Raw genomic sequence first — 16,584 nt, forward strand, 5'->3', positions numbered from 1 at the left:
TTACGGAAAGCCCTAGCCCTGATGGAAGCGGCATCCCACGCTTTTTTGCGTGGATACAGCGGACAGCAGGAAATAGCTTCTAATTTTTAGTTGGACGTTTTAAAATTCGTAAAAGTGTTTCTTTTTCATTGTAATAGATAAAGCCCATAAATACCGCCAAAAGTGAAATCCCTATGTAATAATTACCACTAAATCCATAAAAAGAAATACATGAAAAACCGGTAGATAAACCAAGATAGCCTACAATTTTTTTCTTGTCATAAGGAATTGGGTAATACTTATTTCCGAGATAATAGGAAATAAACATCATACTCCCGTAGGCTGAGATGGTTGCAATAGCCGAACCGTAATAGCTGTACTTTGGAATTAATAAATAGTTCAAGACCAAGGTTACAATTGCGCCCACTATTGAAATGTATGCTCCTACATAGGTTTTATCGATGAGTTTATACCAAACAGAAAGATTAGTGTAAATCCCCAAGAAAAAATTAGCCAAAATAATCAGCGGAACCACTTTCATAGCTTCCCAATAAGAGGAATTTGGAATCATAACTTGTTTCAAAAGATCAGCAAATACTATTACAGACAATAAAATAAACGATCCAAAAATCACAAAATATTTGGTAACTGTTGCGTAGGTTTGTTGCGCATTTTCATCAGAAGCATGACTAAAAAAGAAAGGCTCAATTCCCAGCGTATAAGCAGTTCTATATAACACCATAAAAAGTCCCAATTTATAGCAGGCTGAATATACTCCTACCTGTTCTGCCGCAATATTGGCCGGCAATAATTTACCCAAGAGAATTTTGTCAAATTGTTCGTTAATCGCAAAGGCAATTCCGGCAACCATAATGGGCAATCCGTAGTGCATCATACGTTTCCAAAGTTCATAATCAAATTTCCATTTGATGGTAAAATAATCCGGAAAAAGTACCACAAAAGTTAGAAAACTGGCTATGATATTGGCAAGAAAAATATATCCAATCTGGAAATTCTCAATATAAACGGAACTTAGAAAACTGTCGGGTTGTGATACCGAAACACTTGGCAAATAGAGTAAAAAAAACAAATTGAAAGATAGATTGACTACTACATTCCCAATTTTGATCAAAGCATAAAATTTTGGTCTTTGGTTGGCCCTCAACTTAGAAAAAGGAACAATGACCAAAGCATCTAATGCTAAAATCCAAATAGAATAGGTGATGTATTGCGTATCGACTCCAGACCAAAGTGCCAAGGAATTTCGAAACAATAAGGCTATAAAAACGAAAAGAATTGTGGACCAGAAAATGGAAACAGTAGTCGTTTCGACCACGCTTTCCTTATTTTTCTCAGAATTGTAAAATCTAAAAAAAGCAGTTTCCATACCATAAGCGAGAATGACATTGAAAAAAATCATCCAAGCAAATATGATGGATACTTTACCGTACTCTTCTTTTGGAAGCAAGTGTGTGTAAAGAGGCACCAAAAGAAAGCTAAACATCCTTGGTATTACTGTGGCAAGCCCATATATGGCTGTTTGTTTAAAAAGCTTTTTATATAATCCCAAAATGAATTTTCTGTTAATTATTATAAAACAAAAATAACCAATTCTTTGGTTATTTTTTGTGTTTTGCAGGTGAATAAAGTTTCAAAATGAAATTGTAACTATGTCAGTCCTTCTTCATCTAACATTTTTATAAAATGAAACCCTTTTGGTACATATCCTTGATTGTAATAAAAACGATGGGCAGTAAAATTACCCGTGAAAGCATCCAAAACAATAGCGGTACATCCTTCAGCTTTGGCTTTCACATCAATATAATCAGTCATCATCTTTCCAATGCCCTTAGAACGATGTTCCGAATGAACAATAAAATTATCAATTTCTATATACTTTCCTGTCCAAAGTTTAATTGCTGTCCAAAAACCAGATATTCCGACGCAGATGTCATTTTCAAAAACTGCCACTTGTTTGTAATTATGGGGAACCATTTGCTGCAAATACGATTCGTACTTTTCTAAAGTGAGTTTAGGATACAAATGTTGCATCACTTCAATTTGAGCGAGCATTTCTGAAATGGTAGTGAGTTCAATAACTTTCAATTGAATAAATTTTAAAAATAGAAGAACAAAAATAAACAAAAAAGAACCATTCAGAAAAGTCAAAAAAAATTATTGAAATATCACCAAAAGTGGGTATTGTATAAATCTTAATAATGACTGATATTTGTATAACAAAATTAAAATAAGGGGTTTATAAAGCTAATTGATCCCCAAAAAACAGAGCATAGGGTTTATAAAGCTAATTGTTCCCTCAAAAAAAAGCTCAGGGAAAAGCTAAGATTTACCCTTAAACATAGAGCAAAAGGATTATAAAGCTATTTGTTCCTTTAAAAACAAAGCATAAAAAAAGAGCCAAATGGCTCTTTTTTCATTTTATGCATTTTATAAATTATCCTTTCAAAGCTTCTGCTCCACCAACAATCTCGAGGATTTCATTAGTAATAGCTGCCTGACGTGCTTTATTGTAAGTCAATTTCAATTGGTCTCTCAAGTCTGTTGCGTTGTCTGTTGCTTTATGCATTGCAGTCATACGTGCTCCGTGCTCTGAGGCGAAAGAATCACGAATACCTTTGTACAATTGTGTTTTCAAAGCTTTTGGAATCAAAGTCAAAACAATTTCATCCTTTGCAGGTTCGAAAATGTAATCACCTGCTGAAACAGGTTTATCAGATTGAATAGGTGCTAATGGCAAAAATTGTTCTGTTTGTACAATTTGAGTAGCTGCATTTTTAAATTGATTGTAAACCAATTCTATTCTGTCATACTCACCAGTAACAAATTTTTGAGTCAACGTTTCTGCAATAACAGCAACATTATCAAAAGTCAAATGATCAAAAATTGCACTTTGATTGTCAATTACGTTCAAAGTTTTTGATAAAATATCGTTTCCTTTTTTACCGATAGCAAAAATATCTACTTGTTTACCAGCATAATATTCAGAACGGTTTTTAGCTTCCTTAATTACATTCGTATTAAAAGCACCGCACAAACCTCTATTAGAAGTGATAGCAACAATTAAAACTTTTTTTACCTCACGTTGTGTAGTAAATTCTCCACCAACATCTCCATCAAGAGAAGCTGAAAGATTTTGTAATAATTCCGTTAATTTTTCGGCATAAGGGCGCATTGCAGTGATCGCATCTTGTGCTTTCTTTAGCTTTGCTGCAGAAACCATTTTCATTGCCGATGTAATCTGCATCGTAGATGAAATGGAAGTAATTCTATTACGGATTTCCTTTAAGTTTGCCATTTTATTTTTAAGTAAATAGTAAGAAGTAACTAGTGACTAGCTCTTCGCCAATCACTAATTACTATTAACTAGATTAGTTATATTTCGCTGAAATTTCTTTTGCAACAGTTTCAAGTACGTCTGTAATTTCATCTGTTAATTTTCCTGCTTTCAAAGCATCAAGAGTAGCTCTGTGTTTGTTGTTCAAAAATTCCAAGAAATCTTTCTCAAATTCTTTTACTTTATTCACAGGAACATTTCTCAATAAGTTTTTAGATCCAGCATAGATAATTGCAACTTGGTCTTCAACTGTATAAGGGTCATTCAAACCTTGTTTCAAGATTTCAACGTTTCTTTTTCCTTTTTCAATTACGTTCAATGTAACAGCATCAAGATCAGAACCGAATTTAGCAAACGCTTCCAATTCACGGAATTGTGCTTGATCCAATTTCAAAGTACCTGCTACTTTTTTCATTGATTTAATTTGAGCATTACCTCCAACACGAGATACAGAAATACCTACGTTAATCGCTGGACGAACCCCAGAGTTAAACAAATCTCCATCCAAGAAAATTTGACCATCTGTAATTGAAATTACGTTTGTTGGGATGTATGCTGATACGTCACCTGCTTGTGTTTCGATAATTGGCAATGCTGTCAAAGAACCTCCACCTTTAACGATTCCTTTCAAAGAATCTGGTAAATCGTTCATGTCTTTTGCAATTCCATCATCAGCAATCACCTTACAAGCACGCTCTAATAAACGAGAGTGTAAGTAGAAAACGTCTCCAGGATATGCTTCACGTCCCGGTGGTCTTCTCAATAAAAGAGAAACCTCACGGTATGCAACTGCTTGTTTAGACAAATCATCATAAACAATTAAAGCTGGACGACCAGAATCTCTAAAATATTCTCCAATAGCAGCACCTGCGAAAGGAGCGTAAACTTGCATTGGAGCTGGATCAGAAGCATTTGCTGCCACGATCACTGTATAAGCCATTGCTCCTTTTTCTTCTAATGTTTTTGCAATTCCTGCAACAGTAGAAGCTTTTTGACCAATAGCAACATAGATACAAAATACTGGTTTCCCAGCATCGTAAAATTCTTTTTGATTTAAGATGGTATCAATACAAACAGTAGATTTTCCTGTTTGACGGTCACCAATAACCAACTCACGTTGTCCACGACCAACTGGGATCATAGCATCAACAGCTTTTACACCTGTTTGCAAAGGCTCAGTTACTGGTTGACGGAAGATAACTCCAGGAGCTTTTCTTTCTAAAGGCATTTCGAATAATTCACCACCGATTGGTCCTTTTCCATCAATTGGAAAACCAAGAGTGTTAACTACACGTCCTACCATTCCTTCTCCTGTTTTAAGGGAAGCAATACGTTGTGTTCTTTTTGCAGTAGATCCTTCTTTGATTCCTGTTGAAGGTCCTAAAAGTACCACCCCAACATTGTCTTGTTCAAGGTTCAAAACGATAGCCTCTAATCCGTTTTCGAATTCAACTAATTCACCGTATTGAACATTTGAAAGCCCATAAATAAGAGCAATACCATCTCCAACTTGAAGCACTGTTCCTACTTCCTCTAGCGTAGCACCAGATTCAAACCCTTCTACTTGCTTTCTTAATATTGCTGATATTTCAGCAGGTTTAATTTCCGCCATCTTAATTTATAATTTAGACACTAATGTGTAATAAAACTAATTACTTAACTCTCTTTTTAATATTTGTAATCTGTTGGCAACAGAAGCATTATACTGCTGATCACCTATTCTTAATATAAATCCTCCAATTATAGAAGGATCTACAGTATTTTCGATTGTGATTTTTTTATCAGAAAGTGTTGCTATTTTAGCCAAAACTTTAGCTTCAAGCGCAGCATCCATAGCAATAGCTGTAGTTACTTTTGCTACTTCAACATTATTCATGATATCAAACAATTTGCTATACTCTGCAGCAATGACATCTAGAATTTCAAATCTTTTGTTTTCAAATAACAAATGAAGTAAACCCTTGGTTACATTATCAACAGTAGCAAAAACTTCTAAAAGTGCTTTCTCTTTCACTTCCACTTTAATGGTTGGATTTTGAATAAAAGTACTCAACTCCAAATTACCCTTAATCGTTGAAGCAATAGATTTCATGTCATTATTCACAGCTTCAGACACTCCTTTTGAATTGGATAAATCTAAAATTGCGGTTGCATAACGAATTGCTGCTCTAGTACTTGCCATGATTAGTTCAATTTTACGTCACCTAATAATTTCTCAACCAGTTTAGTTTGAGCTTCTTTATTAGATAATTCTTCTTTTAATAATTTTTCAGCAATACTTAAAGACAAAGTTGAAACTTGTAATTTCAATTCAGCCATAGCTGCATTCTTTTCGCTTTCAATTGCAGCTTTTGCTTGATCAATCATTTTTTGACCTTGAGCTTGAGCTTCAGTTTTTGCATCATCGACCATTTTATCTTTCATTTCACGAGCATCTTTAAGCATGTTGTCACGCTCTAATCTAGCTTCTTGTAAAATACGTTGGTTGTCAGCTTGCAAGTTTTGCATTTCTTTTCTAGCGTTTTCAGCAGAAAGCAAAGCATTTTTAATTCCTTCTTCTCTATCATTTACAGCATCAAGAATAGGTTTCCAAGCGAATTTTTTCAATAAGAATATTAATCCGATAAATATTAATACTTGCCAGAAAAACAAACCTAACTCAAACTGATTTATTAACTTTTCCATTTTTTATAAATTGTAAATTGTATTTTTAAAAATAAAATTTAATCTGTTTAATATAATTTTCAACATTTAATTAAAACAATAGTTACAACCAACCGTTGTAACTATTGTTTGTTTTTTAAGTCCTAATTAAGCTGCGAATAACGCTGCGAAACCAATACCTTCAATAAGTGCAGCTGCAATAAGCATAGCTGTTTGGATTTTTCCAGAAGCTTCTGGTTGACGAGCAATAGCATCCATTGCTGAACCACCAATTCTACCAATTCCTAAACCTGCTCCAATTACAATTAATCCTGCTCCTACGAAATTTAAACCTTCCATAATATATATATTAAAAATTAAACATTCTTTTTTATGGCTTAATCGATAATTTGTTAAATCGTTGAATCGGTTAAACAAATTAACTGCTAAACATTTTAGTGATGAGCTTCCTCATGATGATGCTCTTCCACCGCCATACCGAAATACAAAGCAGAAAGCAAGGTAAAAATATACGCTTGTAAAAACGCAACTAATATTTCAAGAATAGAAAGTGCAAATGACAAACCAAATGATAAACTGCTTCCTATCCAACTTTTGAATATAAACATCAAACCAATAATACTCATCAATACAATGTGTCCAGCAAAAATATTCGCGTACAAACGTATCATTAATGAAAATGGTTTAATAACTACTCCTAACAATTCTATTGGAGCCAATACAATACGCATCGGTTTTGGCACACCCGGCATCCAAAAAATGTGTCCCCAATAATTTTTATTGGCAGTAAGGTTTGTAATTAAAAACGTTAATATAGCTAATGAAAATGTAATAGTAAGATTCCCTGTTACATTAATACCGAATGGCATCAAACCGAAAATATTTAAAAACAATATGAAGAAAAAGATAGTTAATAAATAACTCATGTATTTCTTGTAATGTTTCTCTCCAATATTTGGAATAGCAATCTCGTCACGAATAAACAATACAACCGGCTCAAATATGCGACCTGCTCCAGAAGCAATTCCATTGTTCTTAGCATATGATTTTGCCAAACCTGTAAAAATGAAAAACATCAAAACCGCTGCAATTAATATTGACAAAACAGATTTTGTAATTGACAAATCCAAAGGACGCACATTTGTAGGGTGCCCTGATTTTTCATCTTCGGTAATTGTACCGGCAGCATCAGTTTTGTAAATTTTTCCGTCGTGGTGATTTATTTTATAGAAATTTCCATTTGATTCGGCAACTGCTTCTCCATGTTCAAATTTTGAAGAAGAGAAAATTTGAAAACCATTATCATAAATAATAATAGGTAATGAAAAACCATAATGAACTCCAGTTTCATCATCTTGAAAAAAAGAAAATTCATGAGAATCTAAAACGTGGTGTTTTATAAATGCTTTTACTTTAGATTTCACATCTGTTGGTTCAGCATGTGCTTCGTGGCTTGCTTCTGCACCTTCATGTGCTACTACAGTTTGAACAATTGTAGTGTCCTTTTCAGGATTTGCCATACTAATAAAAGGAAGACATATAACGAAAGTCGCTATAATAAATCTAAGTGCTTTGTTGGAAATCACCATATCTCTTAAATATCTTATTTTTTAACGATTCTAAAATTTGGTGCAAAGGTACATTTTTTATTAATACTCAAAAGCATATAAAAGTATTTTTTTGAGAATTTGATTCACAGAGGTATTGATTATTGCTTTTCGTTTACTAAGCGTATTGTAAAAAGGGTCTCAATTGTTAAAAAGACAATAAACAATATAAGAAAATTTATTCTTTCGGTAGGATCATTGGGTTTTGGAATTTGCAATAATGGTCTCAAAATCAAATAACAAAAAACCATCTTTATACTTGTCGCCAAAAGGAAAGACATTCCAACATTATCAAAACTTCTTTCCCTTATTGTTAACAAAACTTTAAAAATAATAGCCGACAAAACGAAGAAAAACAAATAAAGCGTTTCAAGAGAATAGTGAAAGGTCTCTTGGTTAATATTAAAACCATAGAAAACCATCTTATGAATCGTGTATAATAGGAATGAAAGACCCAATAAAGTTAAAAATGGGAGCGTTTTTTTAAGGTTCATTATGCTTTTGCTTTTACTGTTTTTTGTTGATTTCGTTTACTTGCCGGATAACATTATAGAGTGCCAAAACAACACCTACCATTACCATCACTTTTACATAATAAACTTTTGTACTGGGATGGTTTTCGTCCAACCAATTTCCAAAATAGGCAAACAGGTAAATTATAATTCCCATTTGTATTGGGATATTAATCAAGGCCAACCATTTATTGTAGTTGTTCTTTTTGGGGTCATTATTAGTCGGCACTTTTTATCCCTTTAGTAGTGTTAGATAACATAACACAGGATGCATTGAAAGTGGCACCTGGCTCTACAGATAATTTACCTATAATAACTTCTCCAATAATACTGGCCGATTCTTTAATGTTCAAGGTGTCCTCAATCTGAATTTTTCCCTCAAATTTCCCTTCAATGTCTGCCATGTTACAAATGATATCACCTTTGACACTTCCTGCAGGCCCAATCACTAATTTTCCGTTGGATGTAAAATTCCCTATCAGTTCACCATCTAATCTAAAATCAGCTGGCGAAATTATGTCTCCATGTATTGTTGTACCTTCTACAATTCTATTAGTTTTTCCTAAAAGATCTGTGTAGGATTTTGGTTTTTTATCAAACATAATTACGGTTTTTTAATTGAAAGAAACTCTTCAAGATTTTTCTTGATTTGAATTATTTTATAATTTTCATTTGAAATGACAATTCCAGGCTGACTAATTTTGTATTTTTCATTTTCTGCAAAAAGAGCAGCTACAAATTGGGCATACGATTGGGAATGGATTCCTTGAATAGAAATGAAGCTTTCTTTTTCGGTATAAGAATCACACGTATATTTTAATTTCTCCACATTTTCATTGGCAAAAAACAAAGCCAATTTGGTTTCGATTGCCAAAGCAGTTTTGTCATCATTTTTATCAATTCTAAAAATAACCTTCCAGTTTTTAGAATCAACAGTACTGAAACTCATTTTTTCCAAAAGCGGAATTTGCGTTTTAAGAATTTCAATTGCATCTTTTCCTTCATTACTGTTGGCATAATTATCGGCTACATATTGTATTGCTTTTTTATAAGCTTCCAATCCATATAATTTCCCGATGGTATACGCTTTTAGCAATTCAAATTTTGGGACAATGGCTTCCCCTGTGAAATTATTGATTAAACCATCCACTTGTTGTAAAACAGAAGTAAAATATTCCTGCTTGTACAATCGGTACAGATTGTCATATTCTCCCTCAGGTGTATTACTCCCAACACCCTCTTGTGGACTGGAATTGGTAATGATTTGTGCATAACGGGAATTAGGATATTGACTTACTATTTCATTTTTGATCGATTCTGCTTTCGTCGGATCGGTAATTTCATATATCTTATATAAATTGTATTTCGTAGGAAGAATTAATTTTTCCTCTGGTTGATACAATAATAATTGCTCCAATCTAGCCGAGGCCAAATTATATTCTTTGAATTTTTCTTTGTAAATAACTCCCAATTGATAGTACACTGCATTCCTTTCTTTAGTAATACTGTCAATTGCTATTTGTGATTTTGGCAATTGCTTTAGATAATAGTCTGTGGTGTATTTTTCATTTACTTCTGTCGACACTATTGGGCTATCCGTAGTCTCATCCACCGCATTACTTCCAGGTGTATTTTGATTTTGATTCGTTCCAGACGAAACTCTCCAATAACCATTTTGGGCTCTGTTACCCCATATTTTTTTAAACTCTATCTTTCCGTAAGCAACTGTGTTGGGGTTATAAAAATAGAATATATTGGAAGTTGTTGCTGGATTACTATTCGTTGGCGGTGCAAAAGAAGGCGGACTCGCCACTTGAACATTTTGATTTGAGGTTGCATCATTAGGTATATTTGTCCCGGTATTTAATGCAATATTGTCATTTATTTTCTTTTGTTTCTCGGCTAGCAGTTTTTTAAGCTCATCGCTGTTTTTTAATTTTTGAATGTAATTCTCATAATACACTACTTGTTCCGGTCCCTTTAAAGAAGTAACGTAGATAATACTGTCATTTCTTTTGGCAATAGCCTCATTGACAATGGCTTCATCCAAGTTTTTTCTAATTTTAGAAATCTGAAGATATTCTCTGGTTTTCGGATCCAATAATTCCAAAGATTTGTCATAGCTCTTGGCCGCAAAAAGATAATCAGTGTGTTTGAAATATAAATTTCCAATATTTCTATAGTTGGAAGCATTCAAATATGGGTCGGAAGATTTGGCATCCAAAGAAGCATTATAATACTCTAATGCCTTTTCTTTCTCATTATTATTATCATAAAAAATTCCAATGTTATGGTAAATCACATCCAAATAGGGTCTGTTTTCTCTGTCTTCCATGATTTTTTTGGATTTTTTGACAAATAAATCATAGTCTTCCCCTTGATAATTATTGAGTTTCGCTTTTTTGGCGTAAGCTTGAATAACAAATTTTCTTTCGGCTTTTCTATTCATATCAATAACCGTTTGATAAAAATAAATAGCACTGTCTTTTTGACCTGATTCTTCATACAATTGTCCCAGCAAAAAAGAATAACGCTCTTTTTCCTCATGGATTTTGGTATAGTCATTCGCCAATTTAAGCTTAACGATTGCGCTGTCCTTTTCTTCAATATTCAAAAAGGCACTTGCTAAAATAGCGTTTGCATTAGCAAATTCTTGCTTTTTTAAATCGTTATCCTTGATGAGTTTTGAAGTGTTTTTTATAGCCAAAACATCATTACCTAAACGAACATTTGTTTTTTCACGCCACATTTTGGCATCATAGATATTGCTGCTGTTGGGATACTTATAAAGAATGTAATTAAATGCATCCAACGCAGGAATAAATCTTTGATCATAATACCTTGCTTTTCCAAGCAATAAATAGGCTTCATCAATTTGATAGTTCTTTTCTCGACCGCCAATATTCATGGAATGTTTTTGGATCGCTTTGGTTGCTTTGGCCTCGGCTAGTTCAAAATCGGCATTTTTGGGTTTACCATCAATGGGCACATCATCACTGACTTGCATTTTCTCCACAGGTAAACGTTTCCAGAAATTTTCAACAGTGTTGTCGTTTATTCCTTTTACCCCTTTATCTAAAGCAATTTGTCCATTGTACAATATATTGAGTTTTGTACTCAAAGCATGGGAATTTCTAGCCAAAAAAGTATCTTTCTTGGTAGAACAAGCTATCAAGAAAGATATTAATAATGTAGCTAAAATGTATTTTGATGTGTTGCTATTCAAAGGAAAACGTTTAGGTCATTAAACTTGTAAAAAAGTATTTTAGTATAATGACTTGTAAAAATACGTTTCTTTTTGAAATATATAAATTTAAACCGCAAAAAACAATTCCAATTCTTGGAGTGTCTCTTTTGTAGTTGGCATGTCTTTAACCAATTCACCTTTATTCAATGCTACAATTCTATCGCAAACCTCTACTGTATGCTGCAAATCATGACTAGAAACCAAAACAGTAATACTTGGGTTATCCGCCAATTCTTTGATGATTTTTTTTAATCTATTTACCGTTGTCGGGTCTAAATTGGCAAAAGGTTCATCCAAGATAATTACCTCTGGATTCCCTATTAATGTGGCGATGATCCCCACCTTTTTTTGGTTTCCTTTGGATAAATCGCGTAAGTATTTTTTATTTTTAAGAATTTCACCATTGAAAAATTCTTCATATCGAATCAATAACGCATCAACATCGGCTTTGTTTTGTCCTCTCAAATCACCAATAAAATAAAAATATTCTTCGGGAGTTAAGTAGCCTATCAAGAAACTCTCATCTAAAAATGAAGCTGTAAAAGGTTTCCAATCTTCACTAGTATTCACCTGAATTTCATTGTTTAAAACACAACCCGTTGTAGGCTGAATTAAATCCAATAATAAACTGAAAAAAGTGGTTTTTCCTGCGCCATTATTACCAACTAATCCAAAGCTCTGTCCTTTTGGAATTTCTAATGATTCTATATTCAATACGGTAGTCCCGCTATATTCTTTGGAAAGATTATTTACTTGTATCATTTATTAAAGTTTAATCGTTGATTTGTTAATTTGCTCTTTTAATAATTTAACTTTTTTGTTTGTAAGCTTCGATGGTTTTGTATTTCTCCTTCTTATAAATCTTTTCGATTATTGAAAAAACGGTGTTTCTAAACATAAACCCTAACACACCTGCTAATGCCACAAAAGCCAATCCTAGTTTCGGATCCATTATATAAGACCCGAGCCAATATAAAAACACAGGCAAAAGTAATTTAGGCAATGTAAGCAGCATCGTGTTTACATTAAATGATTTTTTGTCACCAAAAGCGCCTTTCGTCATTGATAAATCAATTGGCGTTTTAGTAAAAGCACCGCCTAACAATACCAAATGTGAATTAACACCAATATTATAAACAGCTCCCGCCACTATGGTAAGATATACCTGCCATCCAAAGTACAAATAGAAAGAAGCCAAAATGGTCGAAATAAATGTTCCAATAACAATTAGCCACCATTTTGAATTCAAATAGCCACGATAAGGAATATTTTGCGTCATCATCAGCTGGTAATAGGAACTATCCCAACTTGGAACAAACTGCCCAAAAGTGAATAGAAATCCTCCAGAAACAAATATTCCTGCAAAAATGTGCATTATGGGTTTATCATAAGCTTCTACTCCTCCTGAAAAAAATAGTAAACCATAAAACAAAAACATCACACTCATGCCAACTGTAGTTTTGGAGCGCTTATTTCTTTTGATTAATTTAATGTCATTTTTCAAGAATGTGCCTAAAGTTCCAAATTGGTTTAACCAAGTAAGATTCTCCGTTTTGGCAATATCTTTTTTGACAGATAATCCCGCATCCAGATACAAATCCCCTTTTAGATAATTATAGGTCCAATAATATAATCCAATTAAAACTAGAAGTGGTATCATAAAAGCCCATCTGGTGTTGAATAATGCTTCGAAAAATGGGTAAACACAATTAGTAATATCAAAAATTTTGTAATATTGACAACCTCCTAAAATCACCACAATCGTTATAAAAACACCTAATAAGTTGTCTTTATTATTCAACAAAATATTTAAAAAATTATTGCAAAAAATCAATAAAAAAAGAGCTGTTCCCCATAGCAAAACACTAATTACATCATAGCCTTCATAGATTAAAACAGCACAAAAAGGAAGAAAGAAAAAACCATGTACTAAGTTAAAAAAAGATAAAATGGTCTTCCCTAGCGAGAAATGCACAATGGTTGGCTTTTTAAAAGGTAGAGTTAACAAAGGCCTTATGTTCATTACCGGAATCGCCTGCAGCAAAAGCCGAACAATCAAGTCCATCAAAAAGTAATACACCAAAAATTTGTTTACGGTTACCAACGGTTCCAGTTTCATTTCCTTAAGAATATAAAAAGTTCCTACTCCTAAGGCTAAAAAAACTAATGTAAAATATAGGACTAGAAATCCCATTAAAATTTTCAAGGCCACATTCGTAGCGAACGAAGCAGATCTCGTAAAGGACTTCCATTCAAGATAAATAAATTTTGTAAACATGGTTTTTTGTTTGGTTTTGCAAATAAGTAGTTTAGAGTAGGAAAATGTTACAAAAATATAGTGGAATTCAAACTTGAATGATATCAAATTCTTTCAATCCTAAATAGTTTTATTACTTTTGCAAAAAAATATTCCTATGCCATCCTTTTTAAAATTGATTGTAAAAGAAGTAAAACGCGAAACCAAAGATGCTGTTTCTATACTTTTTAATGTCCCTGAAGAATTAAAACCTAATTATACTTTCGTTGCTGGCCAATATATAAATTTACGGCTGACATTAGACAATGTCGAAATTCGTCGTGCGTATTCCATTTGCTCAGCTCCTGGAAGCGGTGAATTGCGAATTGCAGTTAAAGCAGTTAAAGACGGTATTTTTTCTCAATTTGCAAACACCAAGTTAAAAGCAGGTGATGTACTTGAGGTAGGAAAACCTGAAGGAAAATTTATTTTTGAACCCGAAATAGACCGTCAAAAAAATTATATTGCTTTTGTGGCCGGTAGCGGAATTACTCCCGTTTTATCAATTATAAAATCGGTTTTGAAAAGCGAACCAAAAAGTTCATTTGTCCTGGTTTACGGAAATAAAACCCCTGAAGAGACTATTTTTCATGAAGAATTGCACGATTTACAATTGCAATATGTTGGACGCTTATTTATCCATTATGTTTACAGTCAAGTAAATGTCGAAAATGCCTTGTTTGGTAGAATTGATAAATCCGTAGTGAATTTTGTCTTAAATAATAAACATGCAGCATTGGATTTTGAAAAATTCTACTTGTGTGGCCCAGAAGAAATGATCAATACAGTTTCTGGTGTTTTGAAAGAAAAAAACGTAAGAGATTCGGCTATAAAATTCGAACTTTTTAAAACCTCTTCACATGAAAACACCATTCAAGAAGCGCTGGTTGGACATTCTAAAATCACTGTTATGGTCGATGATGATGAGACAACTTTCGAAATGTCACAGAAACAAACCATTCTTGAGGCATCCCTAAAACAAGGAATTGATGCGCCTTATTCCTGTCAAGGAGGAATTTGCAGTAGTTGTTTAGCGCGTGTCACATCTGGAGCAGCACTAATGAAGAAAAATTCTATCCTTACCGACAGCGAAATTGAAGAAGGTTTAATCCTGACTTGTCAAGCACATCCAACCACGCCAACTATTCGAGTTGATTATGATGATGTTTAAAATTGTATAAATGATAGTAAAAACTTCTCTTTTCAGAGAAGTTTTTTATTTTAAGGAAGTTTTGATTTTTTCAACAACCGTTGCTGGCAAAATTGTTCGCATAGCATCTTCATAACCCTCCACTTTTTTATTGCCGTAAACAGATGTAGGCAATTTTGGGTACAAGCTCCTATCCGAAACCAAGGCGTTTTCCAAGGGTTGATTGAAAGGAGAAAAACCTGTATAAGGATGTGTAGCGCCCCAAAGCGTGACAACTTTAATGCCAAGCATTGCCGCAATATGAGCATTCCCAGAATCCATAGAAAGCATCACGTCAAGGTTAGATATCAATTGCAATTCTTGCTGAAACTTAATTTTTCCCGCCATATTGATGACATTTATTTTGCCAGAACTTAACGTATTCAAAACTTCAATTTCTTTTTTTCCACCACCAAAAAGCAAAATGGTATTGTTTTGATCTAATGCTAAAGTATCGATCACTTGTTGCATTAAATCCTGAGGATATACTTTAGAATCGTATTGCGCAAAAGGAGCTATCCCGATTAGTTTTTGTTGCGAATTACCAATCAAATTTAAAATCTGCGAATCCAAAATAGCTTTTTTAGGAAATATTGGGTTGGTTAAATCCACTTGAAAACCAAGCTGTTCAAACACTTTGGCATGCCTCTCGAACATCGTGGTCAATGGTTTGAAAATTTTATTTTCGAAACGGGTCAAGGCTTTTTTCTCTTCTCTGCCTTTATCTACTGAAGCTATTTTTTTTCCGCTTACAGCAAAAAATGTTCGTACTACTTTGGAACGAAGTACATTGTGCAAATCGGCAAAAGCATCGATATTCAATGCCGACAAATCTTGAAATAATCGGCACAAACCCAAAAACCCTTTATGTCTCTGTTTTTCGTCAAAAGTAAAAAAAGAGAGATTGGGAATTCCGTCAAAAAAAGGCTTGAAAAAAGGCCTGGAAACTACCGTGATTTTTACTTCTGGAAATTGATTTGCAAAAGCACGTAAAACAGGAACCGTCATGGCGACATCCCCCATTGCGGAGAGTCTCATGACGGCTATATGTTTAATTTTTGGAGACAAATTTGTTGCCAAAAAATTATTTTTTATTTTGATACAAAACAGGGTTCAAATCATCGTCATTGTACATTTTCATTTGTTTGTACACTTTCATGAATTTATCTCCATTTTCGATGTCTTTCAATAAATCATCAATTGCCATTGACAAATCAGATCTTTGTTCCAAAAGAATGTTTAATTTGGCCTGACATTTGTCTCTATGGTCTTGTGAAGCTTCTGCACGAGTTGCTTCTTCATTCATATGATAAATTTTCAGCGCCAAAATAGACAACCTGTCAAAAGCCCAAGCTGGACTTTCAGAGTTGATTTTTGCATCGTTCTTAACAACAACATGACTGTATTTTTGAAGAAAATAACTATCGATATATTCAACCATATCGGTGCGCTCCTGGTTCGAAGCATCGATTCTTCTTTTCAGAGCCAAAGCTGCGACCGGATCAATGTTCGGGTCACGAATAATATCTTCAAAGTGCCATTGCACAGTGTCTATCCAGTTTTTTAGATACAACAAATGTTCGAATTTATCTTTTGGAAAAGGATTGTTTATAGGCTGGTCAACATTATCAAATTGGTGATAATCTTTTATACTTTGCTCAAATACTGAATAAGCTAATTTTGAAAACATATCTTATGATTTTAGAAATACAAAGATACTTTTTATACTTTTGAT

The 16,584-nt window shown here is 33.5% G+C and carries 17 protein-coding genes; 1 reads left to right on the forward strand and 16 read right to left on the reverse strand.

Annotated features, from left to right (window positions below; genetic code table 11):
- Window positions 1-79: 79 nt before the first annotated feature.
- The 14 genes from DOS84_RS01470 to DOS84_RS01535 all read right to left on the reverse strand — a co-directional run bounded on the left by DOS84_RS01470 (window position 80) and on the right by DOS84_RS01535 (window position 13,642).
- Entirely contained in the window at window positions 80-1,549 is a 1,470-nt protein-coding gene (locus DOS84_RS01470; RefSeq protein WP_111408329.1) for a lipopolysaccharide biosynthesis protein, read from the reverse strand.
- Window positions 1,550-1,647: 98 nt separating this feature from the next.
- On the reverse strand, window positions 1,648-2,091 hold the full coding sequence (locus DOS84_RS01475) for a GNAT family N-acetyltransferase (protein WP_111408564.1): 444 nt from the start codon (window positions 2,089-2,091) through the stop codon (window positions 1,648-1,650).
- Window positions 2,092-2,434: 343 nt separating this feature from the next.
- Window positions 2,435-3,295, reverse strand: coding sequence for an ATP synthase F1 subunit gamma (gene atpG, locus DOS84_RS01480; RefSeq protein ID WP_111408330.1), 861 nt, complete (start codon window positions 3,293-3,295; stop codon window positions 2,435-2,437).
- Window positions 3,296-3,368: 73 nt separating this feature from the next.
- A complete protein-coding gene (gene atpA / locus DOS84_RS01485) occupies window positions 3,369-4,946 on the reverse strand; it encodes a F0F1 ATP synthase subunit alpha (RefSeq protein WP_111408331.1) in 1,578 nt (525 codons plus the stop codon).
- A gap of 36 nt (window positions 4,947-4,982) precedes the next feature.
- The gene (gene atpH, locus DOS84_RS01490) at window positions 4,983-5,516 is read right to left on the reverse strand and encodes an ATP synthase F1 subunit delta (protein WP_111408332.1); all 534 of its coding nucleotides are present in this window, start codon (window positions 5,514-5,516) and stop codon (window positions 4,983-4,985) included.
- Window positions 5,517-5,518: 2 nt separating this feature from the next.
- Entirely contained in the window at window positions 5,519-6,019 is a 501-nt protein-coding gene (locus tag DOS84_RS01495; protein ID WP_111408333.1) for a F0F1 ATP synthase subunit B, read from the reverse strand.
- A gap of 126 nt (window positions 6,020-6,145) precedes the next feature.
- Window positions 6,146-6,337 carry an ATP synthase F0 subunit C gene (atpE, locus tag DOS84_RS01500; protein ID WP_100842815.1) on the reverse strand — a complete coding sequence of 64 codons (192 nt, stop codon included), beginning with the start codon at window positions 6,335-6,337 and terminating at the stop codon, window positions 6,146-6,148.
- 95 nt (window positions 6,338-6,432) lie between these two features.
- Window positions 6,433-7,587, reverse strand: coding sequence for a F0F1 ATP synthase subunit A (gene atpB, locus DOS84_RS01505; RefSeq protein ID WP_111408334.1), 1,155 nt, complete (start codon window positions 7,585-7,587; stop codon window positions 6,433-6,435).
- A gap of 119 nt (window positions 7,588-7,706) precedes the next feature.
- Window positions 7,707-8,099, reverse strand: a complete 393-nt coding sequence (locus tag DOS84_RS19285) for a DUF6168 family protein (RefSeq protein ID WP_111408335.1) — start codon at window positions 8,097-8,099, stop codon at window positions 7,707-7,709.
- Between the two features lie 13 nt (window positions 8,100-8,112).
- Window positions 8,113-8,346: an AtpZ/AtpI family protein gene (locus DOS84_RS01515; RefSeq protein ID WP_111408336.1), complete on the reverse strand. Its 234-nt coding sequence runs from the start codon at window positions 8,344-8,346 to the stop codon at window positions 8,113-8,115.
- On the reverse strand, window positions 8,336-8,719 hold the full coding sequence (locus DOS84_RS01520) for a bactofilin family protein (protein ID WP_111408337.1): 384 nt from the start codon (window positions 8,717-8,719) through the stop codon (window positions 8,336-8,338). Before DOS84_RS01520 ends, DOS84_RS01515 begins: the two co-directional genes overlap by 11 nt.
- A 2-nt stretch (window positions 8,720-8,721) precedes the next feature.
- Window positions 8,722-11,343 carry a type IX secretion system periplasmic lipoprotein PorW/SprE gene (gene porW, locus DOS84_RS01525; protein WP_243636301.1) on the reverse strand — a complete coding sequence of 874 codons (2,622 nt, stop codon included), beginning with the start codon at window positions 11,341-11,343 and terminating at the stop codon, window positions 8,722-8,724.
- 87 nt (window positions 11,344-11,430) lie between these two features.
- On the reverse strand, window positions 11,431-12,126 hold the full coding sequence (locus DOS84_RS01530) for an ABC transporter ATP-binding protein (RefSeq protein ID WP_111408338.1): 696 nt from the start codon (window positions 12,124-12,126) through the stop codon (window positions 11,431-11,433).
- A gap of 46 nt (window positions 12,127-12,172) precedes the next feature.
- On the reverse strand, window positions 12,173-13,642 hold the full coding sequence (locus DOS84_RS01535; protein WP_111408339.1) for a DUF5687 family protein: 1,470 nt from the start codon (window positions 13,640-13,642) through the stop codon (window positions 12,173-12,175).
- Window positions 13,643-13,778: 136 nt separating this feature from the next.
- Between DOS84_RS01535 and DOS84_RS01540 the strand changes: the two genes are divergently transcribed.
- Window positions 13,779-14,831, forward strand: coding sequence for a ferredoxin--NADP reductase (locus tag DOS84_RS01540; protein WP_111408340.1), 1,053 nt, complete (start codon window positions 13,779-13,781; stop codon window positions 14,829-14,831).
- 45 nt (window positions 14,832-14,876) lie between these two features.
- Here the strand turns inward: DOS84_RS01540 and DOS84_RS01545 are convergent, their stop codons facing one another.
- Window positions 14,877-15,887 carry a glycosyltransferase family 9 protein gene (locus DOS84_RS01545; protein ID WP_111408341.1) on the reverse strand — a complete coding sequence of 337 codons (1,011 nt, stop codon included), beginning with the start codon at window positions 15,885-15,887 and terminating at the stop codon, window positions 14,877-14,879.
- A 46-nt stretch (window positions 15,888-15,933) separates the two neighbouring features.
- Window positions 15,934-16,539 carry a DUF4254 domain-containing protein gene (locus tag DOS84_RS01550; RefSeq protein ID WP_111408342.1) on the reverse strand — a complete coding sequence of 202 codons (606 nt, stop codon included), beginning with the start codon at window positions 16,537-16,539 and terminating at the stop codon, window positions 15,934-15,936.
- Between the last annotated feature and the right edge of the window lie 45 nt (window positions 16,540-16,584).

Origin of the sequence: Flavobacterium aquariorum (assembly GCF_003254745.1) — a bacterium.
In the GTDB taxonomy this organism is placed as follows: Bacteria; Bacteroidota; Bacteroidia; order Flavobacteriales; family Flavobacteriaceae; genus Flavobacterium; species Flavobacterium aquariorum.

Excerpts from the sequence above, each read along its gene's own strand:
- atpG (WP_111408330.1), bottom strand. The coding sequence starts at position 3,295 with ATGGCAAACTTAAAGGAAATCCGTAATAGAATTACTTCCATTTCATCT.
- atpA (WP_111408331.1), bottom strand. The coding sequence starts at position 4,946 with ATGGCGGAAATTAAACCTGCTGAAATATCAGCAATATTAAGAAAGCAA.
- atpH (WP_111408332.1), bottom strand. The coding sequence starts at position 5,516 with ATGGCAAGTACTAGAGCAGCAATTCGTTATGCAACCGCAATTTTAGAT.
- DOS84_RS01495 (WP_111408333.1), bottom strand. The coding sequence starts at position 6,019 with ATGGAAAAGTTAATAAATCAGTTTGAGTTAGGTTTGTTTTTCTGGCAA.
- atpE (WP_100842815.1), bottom strand. The coding sequence starts at position 6,337 with ATGGAAGGTTTAAATTTCGTAGGAGCAGGATTAATTGTAATTGGAGCA.
- atpB (WP_111408334.1), bottom strand. The coding sequence starts at position 7,587 with ATGGTGATTTCCAACAAAGCACTTAGATTTATTATAGCGACTTTCGTT.
- DOS84_RS19285 (WP_111408335.1), bottom strand. The coding sequence starts at position 8,099 with ATGAACCTTAAAAAAACGCTCCCATTTTTAACTTTATTGGGTCTTTCA.
- DOS84_RS01520 (WP_111408337.1), bottom strand. The coding sequence starts at position 8,719 with ATGTTTGATAAAAAACCAAAATCCTACACAGATCTTTTAGGAAAAACT.
- DOS84_RS01530 (WP_111408338.1), bottom strand. The coding sequence starts at position 12,126 with ATGATACAAGTAAATAATCTTTCCAAAGAATATAGCGGGACTACCGTA.
- DOS84_RS01535 (WP_111408339.1), bottom strand. The coding sequence starts at position 13,642 with ATGTTTACAAAATTTATTTATCTTGAATGGAAGTCCTTTACGAGATCT.
- DOS84_RS01540 (WP_111408340.1), top strand. The coding sequence starts at position 13,779 with ATGCCATCCTTTTTAAAATTGATTGTAAAAGAAGTAAAACGCGAAACC.
- DOS84_RS01545 (WP_111408341.1), bottom strand. The coding sequence starts at position 15,887 with ATGAGACTCTCCGCAATGGGGGATGTCGCCATGACGGTTCCTGTTTTA.
- DOS84_RS01550 (WP_111408342.1), bottom strand. The coding sequence starts at position 16,539 with ATGTTTTCAAAATTAGCTTATTCAGTATTTGAGCAAAGTATAAAAGAT.